This is a genomic window from Pelovirga terrestris (assembly GCF_014773365.1).
GTDB classification, from domain to species: Bacteria; Desulfobacterota; Desulfuromonadia; order Desulfuromonadales; family Geopsychrobacteraceae; genus Pelovirga; species Pelovirga terrestris.
The window spans coordinates 250,176-264,718 of record NZ_JACWUN010000002.1; the positions used below are offsets into that span (position 1 = coordinate 250,176).

Here is a 14,543-nt window from a genome sequence, read left to right on the forward strand (position 1 = left end):
ATTATCCTGTTGATCAGCTAGTCGTCTTGTCCGGATTTTTGGGGCGGTTTGACCGTCGTCTGGGGCGCCGCCGCTTTTTTGCCGGCTTATCCTGGGGTGACTCTTCATTCCGGGGTGGTGCCGCCTGCTTAGGCGCAGCAGCTGTCGGTGCTGATGTCGATTGGGTTGTCTCTTGGGTTGTTGGCTCCCGCCGCTGACGGGCGCGGCGCGCCTGACTCCTGGTTTTTTTTGCCGGCTGATTTTCCTGGACCGATTGCGGTTTTTCTGTCGCCTGGGGTGGCGTCTCCGGGCTGGCTGCCGGTTGGGGTTTCGCCGCGAGGGCAATCTCATGCTGGAGCGCTTCAATCTGCATGCGGCAGCGTTCACCGCCAGGGCAGGAGAGGGTGACTAACTGTTGCATGATATCAAGAGAGATAACTTCAGCCGGGCCCGTCGTCAAGGTGACTTTTTTGCCGAGTTTAGGCAGTTTTTTGCGCATCTCGTGGTAATTTTCATATTCGTAGGCAAGGCAACACAGCAGTCGGCCACATTGACCTGAAATTTTGGTTGGATTAAGAGCCAGTCCTTGAGCTTTAGCCATTTTTACCGAAACCGGGGCAAAGTCGCGCAGGTAGCTGCTGCAACAGAGTTCCCGGCCACACACGCCGAGGCCTCCGACCAGTTTGGCTTCATCGCGCACCCCGATCTGGCGCATTTCAATGCGGGTGCGCAGTTGCTGGGCCAGATCGCGGACCAGATCACGAAAATCGATCCGGCCTTCAGCGGTGAAGTAGAAAAGGACTTTAGAGCCGTCAAACAGGTATTCCGCCCGGACCAGCTTCATGTCGAGTCCACGTTCACGAATGCGCGCTCGACAATAAGCAATAGCTTCTTTTTCTTTTTCGTCGTTACTGGTGGCCATGGCCAGATCAGCTTCAGTAGCAAGGCGCAGAACGGATTTGAGTTTAGGCGGTGCATCAGCGGGAGGCGTCTCACGCGGGCTGTTGACCACTGTTCCAAGCGCACGACCGCGCTCGGTTTCAACAATGACTTTGTCACCGGATGACAGTTGCAGGTCGCGAGCGTCAAAATCAAATATTTTTCCTGCACAGTGAAAAGATACACTGACAAGCTTTAGCGTTTGGGTCATAGGTGTCCCTAGTAAGTTCAGGCGTGGGCAATCTGCATCAGCATATGATCCAACGTCAGATGCAGATTAACATTGCGGCTCAAATAACGGCGCGCTCTTGCCACGGCTTCGAGTTTATCCATCACTTGCGGGGTTGACAGTTGGCGACTTTGCTGTTGAATCAGAGGCAACAGATCCTGGTTGATCAGCTGATCTTCTGCTTGACCATGTTGAACAAGCAGCAGATCACGAAAAAAAACATCGAACAGGTTAAGGATCTCATCGATAGTATCTTTTTCGGCCTTAAGGGCTTGCGCCAGTTCGAACGTTTGAATACTACTTGTTGGCGACAGGGCTGACAAGGATTGAATCAGTCCGGCACGTTTTTTCAGGTAGAGATCCTGGTGCTGGCCCAGCGCTTTTTCAAAACTACCATCTGCAACCGCCGCCAGTACCTTGGCCTCTGCAGCGCTGATGGTGAGTGCTTTTTCAAGGTGGCGGGCAAGCTCACGACTTGGCAGGCGGTTAAAACGTACCCGTTGACAGCGCGAACGAATCGTCGATAGCAGACTGTCGGGACGGCTGCTGATCAATATGATCAGGGTTCCGGCAGTAGGCTCTTCAAGGGTTTTCAGCAGGGCGTTGGCAGCTTCATGGGTCATCAGTTCCGCACTGTCAATCAGGCACACCTTCCCCCGACCAGCAAAGGAACGCAGCACCAGTTGTGGTTGCAGGGCACGGATCTGGTCGATTTTAATCGCTGTTCCATCAGGCTCCAGGGTGAAAAAATCAGGGTGGGTGTGGGCTGCCATTTGACTGCACGACGCACAAAGACCACAGCCGTTAGCTGACTCGCACAGAAAATTACGGGCAAAGATTTGCGCAACAAGTTTCTTGCCGATGCCGTCAGGCCCATCAAAAAGGTAAGCGTGGGCAACACGATTGTGCTCGATGGCAGCATTTAATATCCTGATCTGCTGCTGATGGCCTACAATGGAGTCCACATTCATTCCTGCTGTCATGCTTTCTTGTTGGACCTGATACCGAGCTATTACTGCCGTGCAGTATCGGGTCAGGGATCCTGGGTTAAACAGGTTTCAGTGATTTAGCACTTAAAATCAGGGAGGGGCATTATGGTTCACGTGCCGCAAGTTTTCAAGTTCTATCCCTGTAACATGACAATAGCTCGTTACCGCCTCCCTTGATGACCATAAAAGTAAAAATTTCAACAGGATACCGATTGTTGCCGGGGCTCAAAAGAAATTGTGCTATCTCGATGATTTGTCTATACTGCGTCAATTATTGGTTTTTTACGGAGTTAAAGTGGAAGATAACTATACCCAGTTACAGCAAAAGCTCGGTTACACCTTTACTGATTTCAATCTGATTGTCCAGGCATTGACCCATAAATCGTTCAGTAATGAACAGCCGGAATGCGTGGCACACAACGAGCGCCTTGAATTTCTTGGCGATGCCGTGCTTGAGTTGGCTGTCAGTGATCTGGTGTATCGCCTTTTCCCTGATATCCCTGAGGGGGGGTTGACCAGAATTCGTGCTGAGGTTGTCTGTGAGAAAGGATTGGCAGAGATTGCCCGGGGACTTGATCTCGGTTCCTGCCTGCGCCTGGGACGGGGAGAGGTGAATAATCAGGGTTTCAATAAGCCCAGTCTGTTGTCCGATGCCCTTGAGGCACTGCTTGGCGCCGTATTCCGGGATGGGGGTTTTGCTACCGTCTGTCAGATTGTTGAAAAGAGTTTTGCCGCGGCCATTGATGCGTCAGCCCGCTTGCGCTACGGCAGTGATCATAAGACCTGCTTGCAGGAGCGCCTGCAAGCTCATTATAACAAGTTGCCTGAGTATCGCCTGTCACAGATTGAAGGACCGGAACATGACAAGGTTTTTTTTATGGAGGTTCATTTTAACAACCGGATTTTGGGGCGGGGCCGCGGTTCCAGCAAAAAAAGTGCAGAACAGCAGGCAGCAGCAGCAGCACTTGACCATCCGTTACTTAAAGGAGTAGCTGTTGATGACCGATGATCTCAACCCGCCATTTGTCTCGGGATTTGTCGCTCTTGTCGGGCGACCCAATGTCGGCAAGTCCACCCTGTTAAACCAGATTCTTGGACAGAAAATTGCCATTACCTCGAACAAACCCCAGACGACGCGCAACCGGATATTGGGTATTCATAATACTTCGCAGGCGCAGGTTCTTTTTCTGGATACCCCCGGTATTCATCGGCCACAAGGCAAACTCAACCGGTTTATGGTAGACCAGGCGGTAGGTGCCTGTTCAGATGTTGATCTGATCCTTCTTCTGGTAGAAGCCGGAACTCGTCCCGGCCCCGCTGATGAGTCGATCTTTGGCCTGTTAACACCCTTAAATACCCCGGTTTTTCTGATTATCAACAAAATCGATCAAATTGCCCCGCCCTTGTTGCTGGAACAGATCAGGCAGTTCAGCAATGCCTTTGAATTTGCCCAGATTATCCCATTGTCAGCGATCAGCGGTGATGGGGTGCCGGAATTATTACAGGCGGTAACCGGCATGCTGCCCCCCGGCCCACCCTATTATCCTGAAGACCAGGTCACTGATCTGCCCGAGCGTTTCATCGCGGCGGAGATGATACGCGAAAAAATCATGCGCCAGACCAGCGATGAAATTCCTTACGGCGTCGGGGTCAAAGTAGAGCAGTTCGAGGAAAAGCCGGAAAAGAACCTGGTGGTTATCCAGGCGACGATTCATGTTGAACGCGACAGCCACAAAAAGATTATTGTCGGTAAGGGCGGCCAGATGATCAAACGCCTTGGTCAGCAGGCGCGTCAGGACATCGAGCGTCTGCTTGGTGTCCGGGTGTTTCTGGAACTGTTTGTGCGGGTAGATAAAAACTGGAGTCAGAGTGAACGGATGTTGCGCGAACTTGGCTACAGTAACCGTTAGCTATAGACGGATCGCCGTCCTATTTTATCTCGTGAAAGTTGAATGAACATTTATGCTCAAAACTGTTGCCATTGTCGGTCGCCCCAATGTCGGGAAATCCACCCTGTTTAACCGTCTGCTGGGTCAACGCAAGGCCATCGTTGAAGATTTTCCCGGGGTCACCCGAGATCGTCATTACGCTGAGATTACCCGCTATGATAAACCTTTTCTGCTGGTCGACACCGGCGGTTTCGAGCCGCAAACCGCTGATCAGCTGCTTTGTCAGATGCGTGAACAGTCGCAAGTGGCAGTTGAAGAGGCTGATATCATTGTTTTTCTGCTTGATGCGCGGGATGGCCTGACGCCGGCAGATAGGGAAATTGCCGCTATGTTGCGGCGCACTGAAAAACCGGTGCTTTTTGTTGTCAACAAGGTTGATGGTGACAAGCAGGAAGCGGGAACTGTCGATTTTTATCGTCTGGGGATGGATGCCTTTATTCCTTTATCGGCCGAACATGGTCGCGGGATTGGTGAGTTGATCGATGCCCTGGAGGCCTTACTCCCCGAGCAGGCTGCTGTCGCTGAAGTCGAAACCGAGGTGCGGCTGGCCTTGATCGGTCGCCCCAATGTCGGCAAGTCATCCCTGGTGAACCGCATGCTCGGCTATGAGCGGGTGGTTGCCAATCCGGTAGCCGGTACCACCAGAGACAGTATCGACACCCCCTTCATGTTTGATCAGCAACGCTACGTGCTGATTGATACCGCCGGTATCCGGCGCAAAGGCAAGGTCAGTGAGGCGCTGGAAAAATTCAGTGCTATCCATGCCTTGAAAGCGATGGATCGTGCCCATGTGGTGTTGATGGTGATTGATGCGGTTGAGGGGATTACCGATCAGGATCTGACCATTGCAGGCTATGCCTATGAAAAGGGGCGGGCGGTGGTTCTGCTGGTCAATAAATGGGATGTGCCGGAAAAAGAAAATCACACCATGGCCCGCTTTGTCGAAGAGGTACGGCGGCGCTGTAAATTCCTGCCCTTTGCGCCGCTGTTGTTTGTCTCGGCGCTCACCGGGCAACGAATTAACAAGATCATGCCGCTGGTTGCCGAGGTCGCCGAGCAGTTTAATCGCCGGATAACTACGGGTCAGATCAATCAGGGGCTGGAAGAATTCCTGGCCAAGCATCCACCGTCACTGGTGCGCGGTCAGCGGCTGAAGTTTTATTATGCAACCCAGAGTGCTGTGCGTCCGCCAACATTTGTCCTGTTCAGCAATCGGCCCGACGATGTCCACTTTTCCTATGAGCGCTATCTGGTAAACTGCTTCAGAGAAAAGTTCGGTTTTGACAAGGTGCCGCTGCGCCTGCAGTTTCGCGGACGCGGCAAAGAGACCCATTAACCCTATCTTTTGGTAGTGAATTGTTGTCGTTATGAGCTTGCAGGGACGCCTCGAAGATCTGAATATCTGCTCCATTTTACAGTTGATCAGTCTTGGCAAGAAATCCGGGACACTGATGCTGAACAGTGGGCAAAATCACGGCAGTATCAGTTTTTATGACGGTCAGGTGGTGCGCGCCAGTTCCAGCCTTTTTCCTCAGGGCCTTGGCACTTTATTGTGCGAGCGTCAGCTGATTTCCCTGTCGCAGATGGAACAGGCGCTGACATTTCAGCAGCGGTTACGCAAGCATCAGCCGTTGGGGGTCATTATCAGCTACCTGTACAAATTGGCTGCTCATGACATCGAGCAGGTGGTTGGTGACCAGATAGAGCAGATCGTTGTCGATTTCTGCCGTTGGCAAGAGGGCGCGTTCAGTTTCAACATTGAGAAGGTTGATCCCTATGGTAGCGCTCAACTCAACCCCTTCGATCTGATCCTTGAAAAAGGATTGAGTCCACAGCGGTTGGCGGTCAAGATGCAACTGCTCGAAGCAGCTAGTACCAATGTGACTCTCAATGATGAACAGCTTGACGCCAGACTCTCTGAACTGCAACATCGCCAGGATCGAGGACGTATCACCCTGTTGCGCGGTATGTTGGCAGAATTGCAGGACCCTGAGTTGGGTGGCGGAATTGTTTTACTGATCTTACGCTATGCCAGTGAATTGTTGCGACGTGCCATTATCCTCGATGTGCGTGGTTCGCGATTAGTCGGTTTGGGTCAGTTCGGCCTGACCAGTAACGGTCATCACGCTGATTCATTGGTACGCCGGCTACATGTTGACATCAGCCCTGATTCCCTTTTTGCCGAGGCGACCAGACGACGGACCCTGGTGCGCGGGGCCCTCAACTGTGCTGTGGCCAAGCAACGTCTAGCTGTGGTGTTGGGGCGGGTTCCGGATGATGTCCTGGTGGCTCCTTTAGTCAGTGGCGGGCGCGTCGTGGCCCTGTTGTATGGGGATGGTTTTCATCGATCTGATGACGCTCTGGCTTTTGATGCTTTTGCCGTTTTTTTGTCGCAGGCCGGTATCGTTATGGAGAAGTTACTGCAACCGGAAACAGCGCTTTAAAAGATGGTATACTGTGAATCATTGAGGTTTTTTAAATGAGGAGGACGGCATGCAGAAAAAAATTCTGATCGTTGAAGATGAAGAGAGTTTGTTAAAGCTTGAGAGTATTCTATTAACGACCAAGGGTTTTCATGTTCAGGGGGTTACGACCGGAATTGCAGCTCTCAAGGCGGTTGCTGAAAATCCGCCTGATCTGGTTCTGCTTGACATCATGTTGCCGGAGATGGACGGGTTTGACGTCTGCCGGCAGATTAAAGACTCACCGCAGACGTGCCATATTCCTGTGATCCTGCTGACGGCTAAAAAATCTCCGGAAGACATGGCGCGGGGCAAACAGGTGGGTGCTGAACTGTATATTACCAAGCCATTCAAGTCGTCCATGGTGATTGCCTCAATTGAAAAACTGTTGAATCCTGCCTAATGATTCCTTGTCATGTCATGATTTCTATGAATAATTGTAACGATTCAGCGCTATCCATGGGCAGAGCCTTTGGATCCATGATCCATCGGGAAACACGCGCGTCCCTTGACCTTGGATTCCCGTCCCGGTGCTGAACAGATACCAATAATGGTGCCGTTGTTCGTTCTTTTGGGTAATGGCCGGCGTTGAGCAATATTGGCCCGGCCGTCCCCTGACGCGTCTGAATCAGGTACCATGGTTGCGACTTTTGGTTCGGCACAGGGTACCGATGGTCTGGGGCGCAATCAGGCTGCCGGTATATTTTCCTGACAGGTGGTTATGTAACGATCGTTGCTGTGCCGACAGGGGCTTGACACTCCGTGATTAACGTGCAATAAGTCGCCATTCTCTAATTTATCAACGTAAAGTGGGCAGGAGGCTCCATTGGCTAAAGAAGAAGCGATAGAAGTAGAAGGAACAGTAGTAGAACCTTTGCCGAACGCCATGTTCCGGGTCAAGCTCGATAATGATCACGTTGTTCTTGCGCACATTTCAGGAAAAATGCGAAAGTACTATATCCGTATTCTGCCGGGCGACCGGGTTACGGTTGAGCTCTCACCTTATGATCTTACCCGTGGACGGATCACTTACCGGGCCAAGTAATTTTGCCTTGTCGGTTGCCAGTGAGTTTATGCTGGTCTCGAAGATCCCCTGTCCGCGCCGGATACCCCCACTGCAACGCATAAACCTGATTTACGACGATGCCGGCTACAGCCGGTTTTCGTGCATCTGGAATCGAAAAAACTGACTACAGAATTTGAGACGATAGAATTCAGAGTTTTTAACATCAGAGAACATCAACGTGACACTAATGATGTGTCGGAGGTGATATGGAAAGCCAGTACAGCCCGGATCGGATTGAAACAAAATGGCAGGAATACTGGGATCAACAGAAAACCTTTCGGGCGGATCAGCACAGCAGTAAAGACAAATTTTATCTGCTCGAAATGTTTCCGTACCCATCCGGCCGCATTCATATGGGGCATGTACGTAACTACGCTATCGGCGATGTTGTGGCTCGCTTCAAAAGGATGCAGGGGTACAATGTGCTCCATCCGATGGGCTGGGATGCTTTCGGTATGCCGGCGGAAAACGCCGCTATCGAGCATGGCATTCATCCGGCCAAATGGACCTATGAAAATATCGATAATATGCGTAAACAGTTGCAACGGATCGGCTTGTCCTACGATTGGGAGCGCGAGTTTGCCACCTGTGATCCCGCTTATTATCGCTGGGAACAGTTGATTTTTCTGAAAATGCTGGAGCGTGGCCTGGCCTATAAGAAAACCTCGTCAGTCAACTGGTGTGAGGATTGTCAGACGGTGCTTGCCAATGAGCAGGTGGAAGACGGACGTTGCTGGCGTTGCTCCCAGACTGTTGCTCAGAAGCAACTGGAGCAGTGGTTCTTCAAGATAACCGATTATGCCGATGAGCTGCTTGAGGGAACAGACAAATTAAGTGGCTGGCCCGAGCGGGTGCTGGCCATGCAGCGTAACTGGATCGGCAAGAGCTATGGTTGTGAAATCATTTTTCCGGTCGCCGATCGTAAAGAGCAGATCAAGGTTTTTACGACCCGGCCTGACACCCTGTTTGGCGCGACCTTTATGAGCCTGGCACCGGAGCATCCGCTGGTTGATGCGTTGGTGACTAATGAGCAGCGGTCGCAGGTCGAGGCTTTTATTAGCGAGGTGGCGCGCCAGGAAAAGACCGACCGCGTCAGTGGTGAAGTAGAAAAAAAGGGGGTATTTACCGGGTCCTACTGTATCAATCCGGCGGACGGACGCAGCCTTCCTGTCTATTTGGCCAATTTTGTTTTGATGGACTATGGTACCGGCGCCGTGATGGCGGTTCCCGCCCACGATCAGCGTGATTTTGAGTTTGCCCGTCAATATGATTTGCCGGTCATTGTGGTGATTCAACCCGAAGGCGAAGAGCTGCACGCCCCGTCCATGACCGAGGCTCATGCCGGCAGCGGTGTCCTGGTGAATTCCGGCGCGTTTGACGGCCTCGACAACGAAACGGCCAAAGATCGCATCGCTACCTTTTTGGCCGGGCAGGACAGTGGCCGGCAGACCCTCAACTACCGCTTGCGAGACTGGGGGGTTTCCCGTCAGCGTTACTGGGGTACCCCGATCCCGGTGATCTACTGTGACCAGTGCGGCACCGTCCCGGTTCCGGAACAGCAGTTGCCGGTGCTGTTGCCTACCGATGTCGAATTAACCGGTGCCGGAGGATCGCCCCTGGCGCGTCATCAATCCTTTGTCAAGGTCGATTGCCCAACCTGCGGCAAACCGGCACGCCGTGAAACCGATACCTTTGATACCTTTGTGGAAAGCTCCTGGTATTTTGCCCGCTATGCCTGTCCGCAGCACGATGAGGCTCCTCTTGACCGCGATGCGGTCAACTACTGGTTGCCGGTCGATCAGTATATCGGGGGGATCGAGCATGCTGTGATGCATCTGCTCTATGCGCGTTTTTTCACCAAGGTGTTGCGTGATTTAGGGCTGCTTGATGTTGACGAACCCTTTACCAATCTTCTTACCCAGGGGATGGTCTGCAAGGAGACCCAGCGTTGTTCCGAACACGGCTGGCTCTACCCCGAACAGGTGATTGAAGGCAAATGCAGCACCTGCGGCAGGACGGTGGAGGCAGGTCGCACCGAAAAGATGAGCAAGTCAAAGAAGAACGTGATTGATCCCAATCAACTGATCGATACCTATGGGGCCGATACTGCCCGTCTGTTCTCCCTGTTTGCCGCACCGCCGGAAAAAGATTTGGAATGGAATGAACAGGGGGTAGAAGGGTGCGCACGTTTTCTTGGTCGGGTCTGGCGCGCCGTGAGCGACAGTCTGGACGATCTTAAACAGGCTGGTACAATGTCAGAGTCGTCATCCGAAGCGGCAATGGAGCTGCGCCGCAAGACCCATCAGACGATTAAAAAGGTCACCGAAGATATTGACGGACGCTTTCATTTTAATACCGCCATTGCCGCAGTCATGGAATTGGTGAATGCCATTTATGCCCTGCCGGAGCGCCGCCGGGAAGCAACTGTCCTGAAAGAGGCCCTGGAGGCCGTGGTACGTTTATTAAACCCGTTTGTTCCTCACATCTGCGAAGAACTGTGGCAAGCCCTCGGGCATCAACAGAGCGTCGAGGCCAGTGGTTGGCCGAGCTGGAACGAGGAGGCCCTTAAGTCAGACATCATCAATCTGGTTGTTCAGGTCAATGGTAAAGTGCGAGGAAAAATCCAGGTGGCGGCTACGGCCGAACGGACACTGATTGAACAAGAGGCCCTAAACGAAGCCAATGTGCAGCGCTATATCGAAGGTAAGCAGGTGCGCAAGGTGATTGTGGTTGCCGGCCGTCTGGTCAACGTGGTGGTCTCCTGATGCCCCTGTTGCTACTGATGGTGGTTTTGCTCTTGGGGGGCTGCGGTTACCATTTTCCCGGTCAGGGCGGGTCATTGCCTGGTGGGGTTGAGCGTATTCATGTGGCGATGTTTGATAATCTGTCCCGCGAACCCTTACTGGAAAACCGCCTGACAACAGAAGTGATCGATATCTTTTCCGGCCATCCCAATATTCGGCTTGTTCCCATCGAAGACGCCCAAGCGGAGCTGAGCGGCCGTATTCTTTCTTATGACAGCAGTTCTATTGCCTATCAACAGGGAGATCAGATCAGTAAGTATCGGGCCGGCATGGTTGTTGCCGTTCGCTTGCAGGGTATCGATAACCAGAGGTTATTGTGGGATGGTACGGTGCGTTGGCAGACCGAATATGACGCCGCTGCTGATAAAATGCTGCAAGGGGACGACGAGCGCCGGGCCCAGGATGAGTTGGCGCGGCGGCTGGCCGAAGAACTCTTTTCTCGTCTGCTCGACGACTTTTAGCATGACCAGCTGATGCGACTTGAGGATTTTTATCGTCAGCTTGAGGTCGAACCCCCTGCGCTTATTTTACTTTATGGTGAAGAAGACTATCTGCTGAACCAGGCCCACCAACGTATCCGTTCTGCCATTTTTGGCACCACCAGGGATGATTTCAACGACCATCAGTTCCACGCCAAGAGCGCGCGAGTTGAAGAAATTCTGGACGCTGCCTCTACCTATCCCGTCTTCGCTTCGCGTAAGCTGGTCACTGTTAAGGATGTTCAGCTGCTGGCTGCTGCAGATCAGGATAAGTTCAGCGCCTATCTCGAACACCCGCTTGAGCAAACCTGCCTGTTGATGATCGCTGATAAAATCGACAGTCGCCGCAAGTTTTTCCAGCTGTTTAAAAAGAAGGGGGTCGTTCTCAAATTTGACCCCCTGACAGATCGCGAGCTTCCCGATGTTGTCCGCCGGGCAATGCAGCAGCGTGGTATCAGTATCAGCAGGGATGGCCTCGACCTGTTCTGTTCACTGGTCAGTAATAGCCTGCATGAGATCGAGGGTGAGTTAGATAAACTGGTATTGTACCTCGGGTCGCGCCGGGATATTGGGGTGGACGATGTCGAAGCCATCATCTCACGCGGTCGCAGTGAGAATGTTTTTGTGCTCGGAGAGGCCATAGCCAAGGGCGATCTGGTTCGTGCCCTGACCCTGGTGCGCCGCTTTGCCGCGGCATCGGAACCACCACTGCTGGTGCTGAATCTGATCACCGGTCATTATCGCCTGCTGTGGAAAATCAGAGCCCTGGATAACCAGCGGTGTGCTGCGGCCGAAATTGCCAGGCAGGTCGCCCGCCCCCCCTTTGTTGTTCAGCGTCTGTTGGAACAGGCACGACGCTTCTCCCGTCGTCATTTTATGGCCGCCTACGCGTTGTTTATTGAGACCGATCTGGCGATGAAATCCAGTGGCGGTGATGCTGGGGCACTGCTTGAATTGATGGTGATTCGTCTGATGCGTGACAAATAAAAAAACCCGCACGTCGATCCCAGGCTGGGAATGTTCAGCGGGTTTTTTTTAATATTATGAGGGTGACAGTCGTTGAGCCGCCAAGGCTCGCTGAAAATTACCCCTGTGCCAGACTGTTGACCAGCTTTGTCAGGCGCGAAACTTTGCGGCTGGCAGTGGATTTATGAATAATGCCCTTGGCGGCGCTGCGGGAAATGTAAGGAATGGCTTTGGCCAGTGCAGCGTTGGCAGCATCAGCGTCACCGGCGGTGACGGCCGTACGAACATGTTTAACCAGGGTGCGCATGGTTGAGCGGATATGGGTGTTGCGTGCATTACGCACCAGATTTTGTTTGGCTCTTTTCAGTGCCGATTTGTGATTTGCCACGAACGAGTTCTCCTTGGTTTTAGTAATAACCTCTGTGATTGCCTGAAAGTTTCGCAATCATAGGGAGCTGGATCCTGACTGTCAAGTTAGAAATATTTATTTTAGCAGAAAAAAATACGTAGCTTCAGTAGGTTGTGGAGTCGGCAAAAAGGATTAAATATTATTTATGTCAAGCCGCAAGCGCATTATGGGAGCGACCCTGGTGATGTCGATCGCCACCTCCATCAGCCGGGTGTCCGGTTTGATCAGGGATATGGTGGTGGCGCGTTTTTTTGGGGCCGGGGTTGCGACTGATGCCTTTTTTATGGCGTTTACTATTCCCAACCTGCTCAGGCGGTTTTTTGCTGAAGGCTCACTGACGGCGGCCTTTGTCCCGGTGTTTTCCGAGGTGTTTCATCGCCGTGGTGAAGATGAAGCACAGCGATTGGCTAATCGTTGTGCCACCCTTTTACTGTTGGTGATGATCGTAGTGGTGGCGTTGGGGTTGATCTGCTCGCCATGGATTGTTCAGGCGATCGGCTATGGTTTTGGTCAGACGGAAGGGAAACTGGAGTTGACTCATCAGCTCAACCTGATCATGTTTCCCTATATCGCTCTGGTGTCGCTGCTGGCGTTACTGACCGGCGTTCTTAATGTGCGCGGCCACTTTTTTCTCCCTTCTCTCTCGCCGTTGCTACTCAATCTGGCGATGATTTTCGGGGCTTTGAGCCTGGGACAATTATTCCAGCGTCCGATTTTCGGTTTGGCTCTCGGGGTTCTGTTGGGCGGGGTGCTGCAGCTGTTGTTGCAGTTTCCGGTCCTGCTGCGTTATCGGATGCGATGGCGTCCCGATTTTCGTTTTTTTCACGATGAGCAGCTGAGAAAAATCACCCTGCTCATGTTGCCGGGTATTGCCGGGGTGGCAATTTATCAAATCAATATTGTGGTATCCCGCCTACTGGCATCTTTCCTGCCTGATGGCAGTGTCTCTTATCTCTATTACGGTCAGCGCCTGTTTGAATTTCCTCAAGGGATTTTTGTGGTGTCTCTCGCCCAGGCGGTGCTGCCGATGATGAGCCGGCAGATCGCCGATGGTGACGAAGAGGGGATGCGGCAATCATTGAACTTTTCCCTGACCCTGATTGCCCTGTTTACCCTGCCGGCCATGGTCGGGCTGGTGTTGTGTGCCAAACCGGTGTTCTCGCTGTTTTTTCTGGGTGGCGAGTTTGGTCTGATCGCTATGGATAACAGCGCCCTGGCGTTAGTCTGTTTTGCTCCCGGGTTGCTGTTTGTCGGTTGCAGCCGGATTGCAGCACAAACCTTTTATGCCTTGCAGGATACCCGTACACCGGTGATCGTCTCGTTCTGGACACTGCTGGTCAATTTGGGTGCCGGTCTTTTATTGATGCAATGGCTGGGGTTTGTCGGATTGGCTTTGGCCCTGACGACTGCTTCCTTGTTTAACGCCGTCGTATTACTGACCCTGTTACAGCGTAAACTCAATCTGAGGTTGACCCGGCAGCTGCTGACCCAGAGTGTCAGGATTGTCATCGCTTGTCTGCCGATGGCGCTGTTGGTGTATCTGGTGCTGGGGATGGTTGATTGGCATCAGTTCGGATCGTCTGCCTATAAAGGGCTGATGCTGGTCTTTGCCGTGGGGTCAGGCGTTGTGGTTTTTGCCGGCAGTTGTCTATTGCTGAAGATTGATGAAATTCATCAGTTGTTGCGACTGATCAGAAATAAATTGCGACGCTACAAACAGCCAATAGAACATTCTTAATAGCGACGGAACTGAATCTCCCCGCGAGCCACTTTTTTTTCAACCCATCGTCTCAGCCATGTTTTGATATGGCTTCTGGTGACCGGGGTCAGGAGCATAAAACCGATCAGGTCGGTACAGAAGCCGGGGGTCAGTAACACGACCCCCCCCGCCAGAATCATCGCCCCATCAAACAACTCTTCAGCCGGAACCCGTCCTGCCTGTAAATCAGATTGAATGCGCATCATCAATTCGAATCCCTGGCTACGGGCAAGAAATGCCCCGGCAATTCCGGTCAGGATGACCAGGCTGATAGTAGAGATCACGCCAATCTGCCGCCCCGCCTCGATCAGCACGAAAATTTCCAGAATGGGGATAAAAGTAAACAGAATCAGCAGCTTTATAAACATGTAGAGGCCTTTTCATCAAAAAAAGTAAATGCTTCAGTACCATCATATGGTATTTGTCCTTCAGATTTTCTATAAACTTTTAACTAGCTGAAATATATATGAAAAATAAGTGACTAAAAAATGTGCAAGACGCAGGGTAGGGCGC

14 protein-coding genes are annotated in these 14,543 nt (G+C 52.2%); 10 read left to right on the forward strand and 4 right to left on the reverse strand.

What is annotated here, in order from left to right:
• Window positions 1–13 precede the first annotated feature (13 nt).
• The gene (locus ICT70_RS02740; protein WP_191153851.1) at window positions 14–1,129 is read right to left on the reverse strand and encodes a PSP1 domain-containing protein; all 1,116 of its coding nucleotides are present in this window, start codon (window positions 1,127–1,129) and stop codon (window positions 14–16) included.
• Between the two features lie 17 nt (window positions 1,130–1,146).
• On the reverse strand, window positions 1,147–2,112 hold the full coding sequence (gene holB, locus ICT70_RS02745; RefSeq protein ID WP_191153852.1) for a DNA polymerase III subunit delta': 966 nt from the start codon (window positions 2,110–2,112) through the stop codon (window positions 1,147–1,149).
• Between the two features lie 319 nt (window positions 2,113–2,431).
• Here holB and rnc point away from each other — a divergent pair, with 319 nt between their 5' ends.
• From rnc to holA, 9 genes are all read left to right on the forward strand, one after another.
• On the forward strand, window positions 2,432–3,145 hold the full coding sequence (gene rnc, locus ICT70_RS02750; RefSeq protein WP_191153853.1) for a ribonuclease III: 714 nt from the start codon (window positions 2,432–2,434) through the stop codon (window positions 3,143–3,145).
• Entirely contained in the window at window positions 3,135–4,046 is a 912-nt protein-coding gene (era, locus tag ICT70_RS02755; RefSeq protein ID WP_191153854.1) for a GTPase Era, read from the forward strand. Before rnc ends, era begins: the two co-directional genes overlap by 11 nt.
• A 52-nt stretch (window positions 4,047–4,098) precedes the next feature.
• A complete protein-coding gene (der, locus tag ICT70_RS02760) occupies window positions 4,099–5,421 on the forward strand; it encodes a ribosome biogenesis GTPase Der (RefSeq protein WP_191153855.1) in 1,323 nt (440 codons plus the stop codon).
• Window positions 5,422–5,452: 31 nt separating this feature from the next.
• Window positions 5,453–6,529 carry a DUF4388 domain-containing protein gene (locus ICT70_RS02765; protein ID WP_191153856.1) on the forward strand — a complete coding sequence of 359 codons (1,077 nt, stop codon included), beginning with the start codon at window positions 5,453–5,455 and terminating at the stop codon, window positions 6,527–6,529.
• A 49-nt stretch (window positions 6,530–6,578) separates the two neighbouring features.
• Window positions 6,579–6,950, forward strand: a complete 372-nt coding sequence (locus ICT70_RS02770; protein WP_191153857.1) for a response regulator transcription factor — start codon at window positions 6,579–6,581, stop codon at window positions 6,948–6,950.
• A gap of 423 nt (window positions 6,951–7,373) precedes the next feature.
• Window positions 7,374–7,592 (forward strand): translation initiation factor IF-1, encoded by a 219-nt coding sequence (gene infA, locus ICT70_RS02775; RefSeq protein WP_092348240.1) that lies wholly within the window; start codon window positions 7,374–7,376, stop codon window positions 7,590–7,592.
• A gap of 227 nt (window positions 7,593–7,819) precedes the next feature.
• Window positions 7,820–10,378, forward strand: coding sequence for a leucine--tRNA ligase (gene leuS / locus ICT70_RS02780; protein WP_191153858.1), 2,559 nt, complete (start codon window positions 7,820–7,822; stop codon window positions 10,376–10,378).
• The gene (gene lptE, locus ICT70_RS02785) at window positions 10,378–10,878 is read left to right on the forward strand and encodes an LPS assembly lipoprotein LptE (protein ID WP_191153859.1); all 501 of its coding nucleotides are present in this window, start codon (window positions 10,378–10,380) and stop codon (window positions 10,876–10,878) included. The genes leuS and lptE overlap by 1 nt, the downstream gene beginning before the upstream one ends.
• Before the next feature lie 12 nt (window positions 10,879–10,890).
• Window positions 10,891–11,883: a DNA polymerase III subunit delta gene (holA, locus tag ICT70_RS02790; RefSeq protein WP_191153860.1), complete on the forward strand. Its 993-nt coding sequence runs from the start codon at window positions 10,891–10,893 to the stop codon at window positions 11,881–11,883.
• 97 nt (window positions 11,884–11,980) lie between these two features.
• Here holA and rpsT read toward each other — a convergent pair whose 3' ends face one another.
• Complete coding sequence (gene rpsT / locus ICT70_RS02795; protein WP_191153861.1) at window positions 11,981–12,250, reverse strand: 30S ribosomal protein S20; 270 nt, start codon at window positions 12,248–12,250, stop codon at window positions 11,981–11,983.
• A 166-nt stretch (window positions 12,251–12,416) separates the two neighbouring features.
• On the opposite strand from rpsT, the gene murJ reads away from it, so the two are divergent.
• Window positions 12,417–14,009, forward strand: coding sequence for a murein biosynthesis integral membrane protein MurJ (gene murJ / locus ICT70_RS02800; RefSeq protein ID WP_191153862.1), 1,593 nt, complete (start codon window positions 12,417–12,419; stop codon window positions 14,007–14,009).
• Here murJ and ICT70_RS02805 read toward each other — a convergent pair.
• Window positions 14,006–14,398 carry an FxsA family protein gene (locus tag ICT70_RS02805; RefSeq protein WP_191153863.1) on the reverse strand — a complete coding sequence of 131 codons (393 nt, stop codon included), beginning with the start codon at window positions 14,396–14,398 and terminating at the stop codon, window positions 14,006–14,008. The genes murJ and ICT70_RS02805 overlap by 4 nt on opposite strands.
• Window positions 14,399–14,543 lie beyond the last annotated feature (145 nt).

Excerpts from the sequence above, each read along its gene's own strand:
- ICT70_RS02740 (WP_191153851.1), bottom strand. The coding sequence starts at position 1,129 with ATGACCCAAACGCTAAAGCTTGTCAGTGTATCTTTTCACTGTGCAGGA.
- der (WP_191153855.1), top strand. The coding sequence starts at position 4,099 with ATGCTCAAAACTGTTGCCATTGTCGGTCGCCCCAATGTCGGGAAATCC.
- ICT70_RS02805 (WP_191153863.1), bottom strand. The coding sequence starts at position 14,398 with ATGTTTATAAAGCTGCTGATTCTGTTTACTTTTATCCCCATTCTGGAA.
- era (WP_191153854.1), top strand. The coding sequence starts at position 3,135 with ATGACCGATGATCTCAACCCGCCATTTGTCTCGGGATTTGTCGCTCTT.
- ICT70_RS02765 (WP_191153856.1), top strand. The coding sequence starts at position 5,453 with ATGAGCTTGCAGGGACGCCTCGAAGATCTGAATATCTGCTCCATTTTA.
- murJ (WP_191153862.1), top strand. The coding sequence starts at position 12,417 with ATGTCAAGCCGCAAGCGCATTATGGGAGCGACCCTGGTGATGTCGATC.
- lptE (WP_191153859.1), top strand. The coding sequence starts at position 10,378 with ATGCCCCTGTTGCTACTGATGGTGGTTTTGCTCTTGGGGGGCTGCGGT.
- ICT70_RS02770 (WP_191153857.1), top strand. The coding sequence starts at position 6,579 with ATGCAGAAAAAAATTCTGATCGTTGAAGATGAAGAGAGTTTGTTAAAG.
- holA (WP_191153860.1), top strand. The coding sequence starts at position 10,891 with ATGCGACTTGAGGATTTTTATCGTCAGCTTGAGGTCGAACCCCCTGCG.
- leuS (WP_191153858.1), top strand. The coding sequence starts at position 7,820 with ATGGAAAGCCAGTACAGCCCGGATCGGATTGAAACAAAATGGCAGGAA.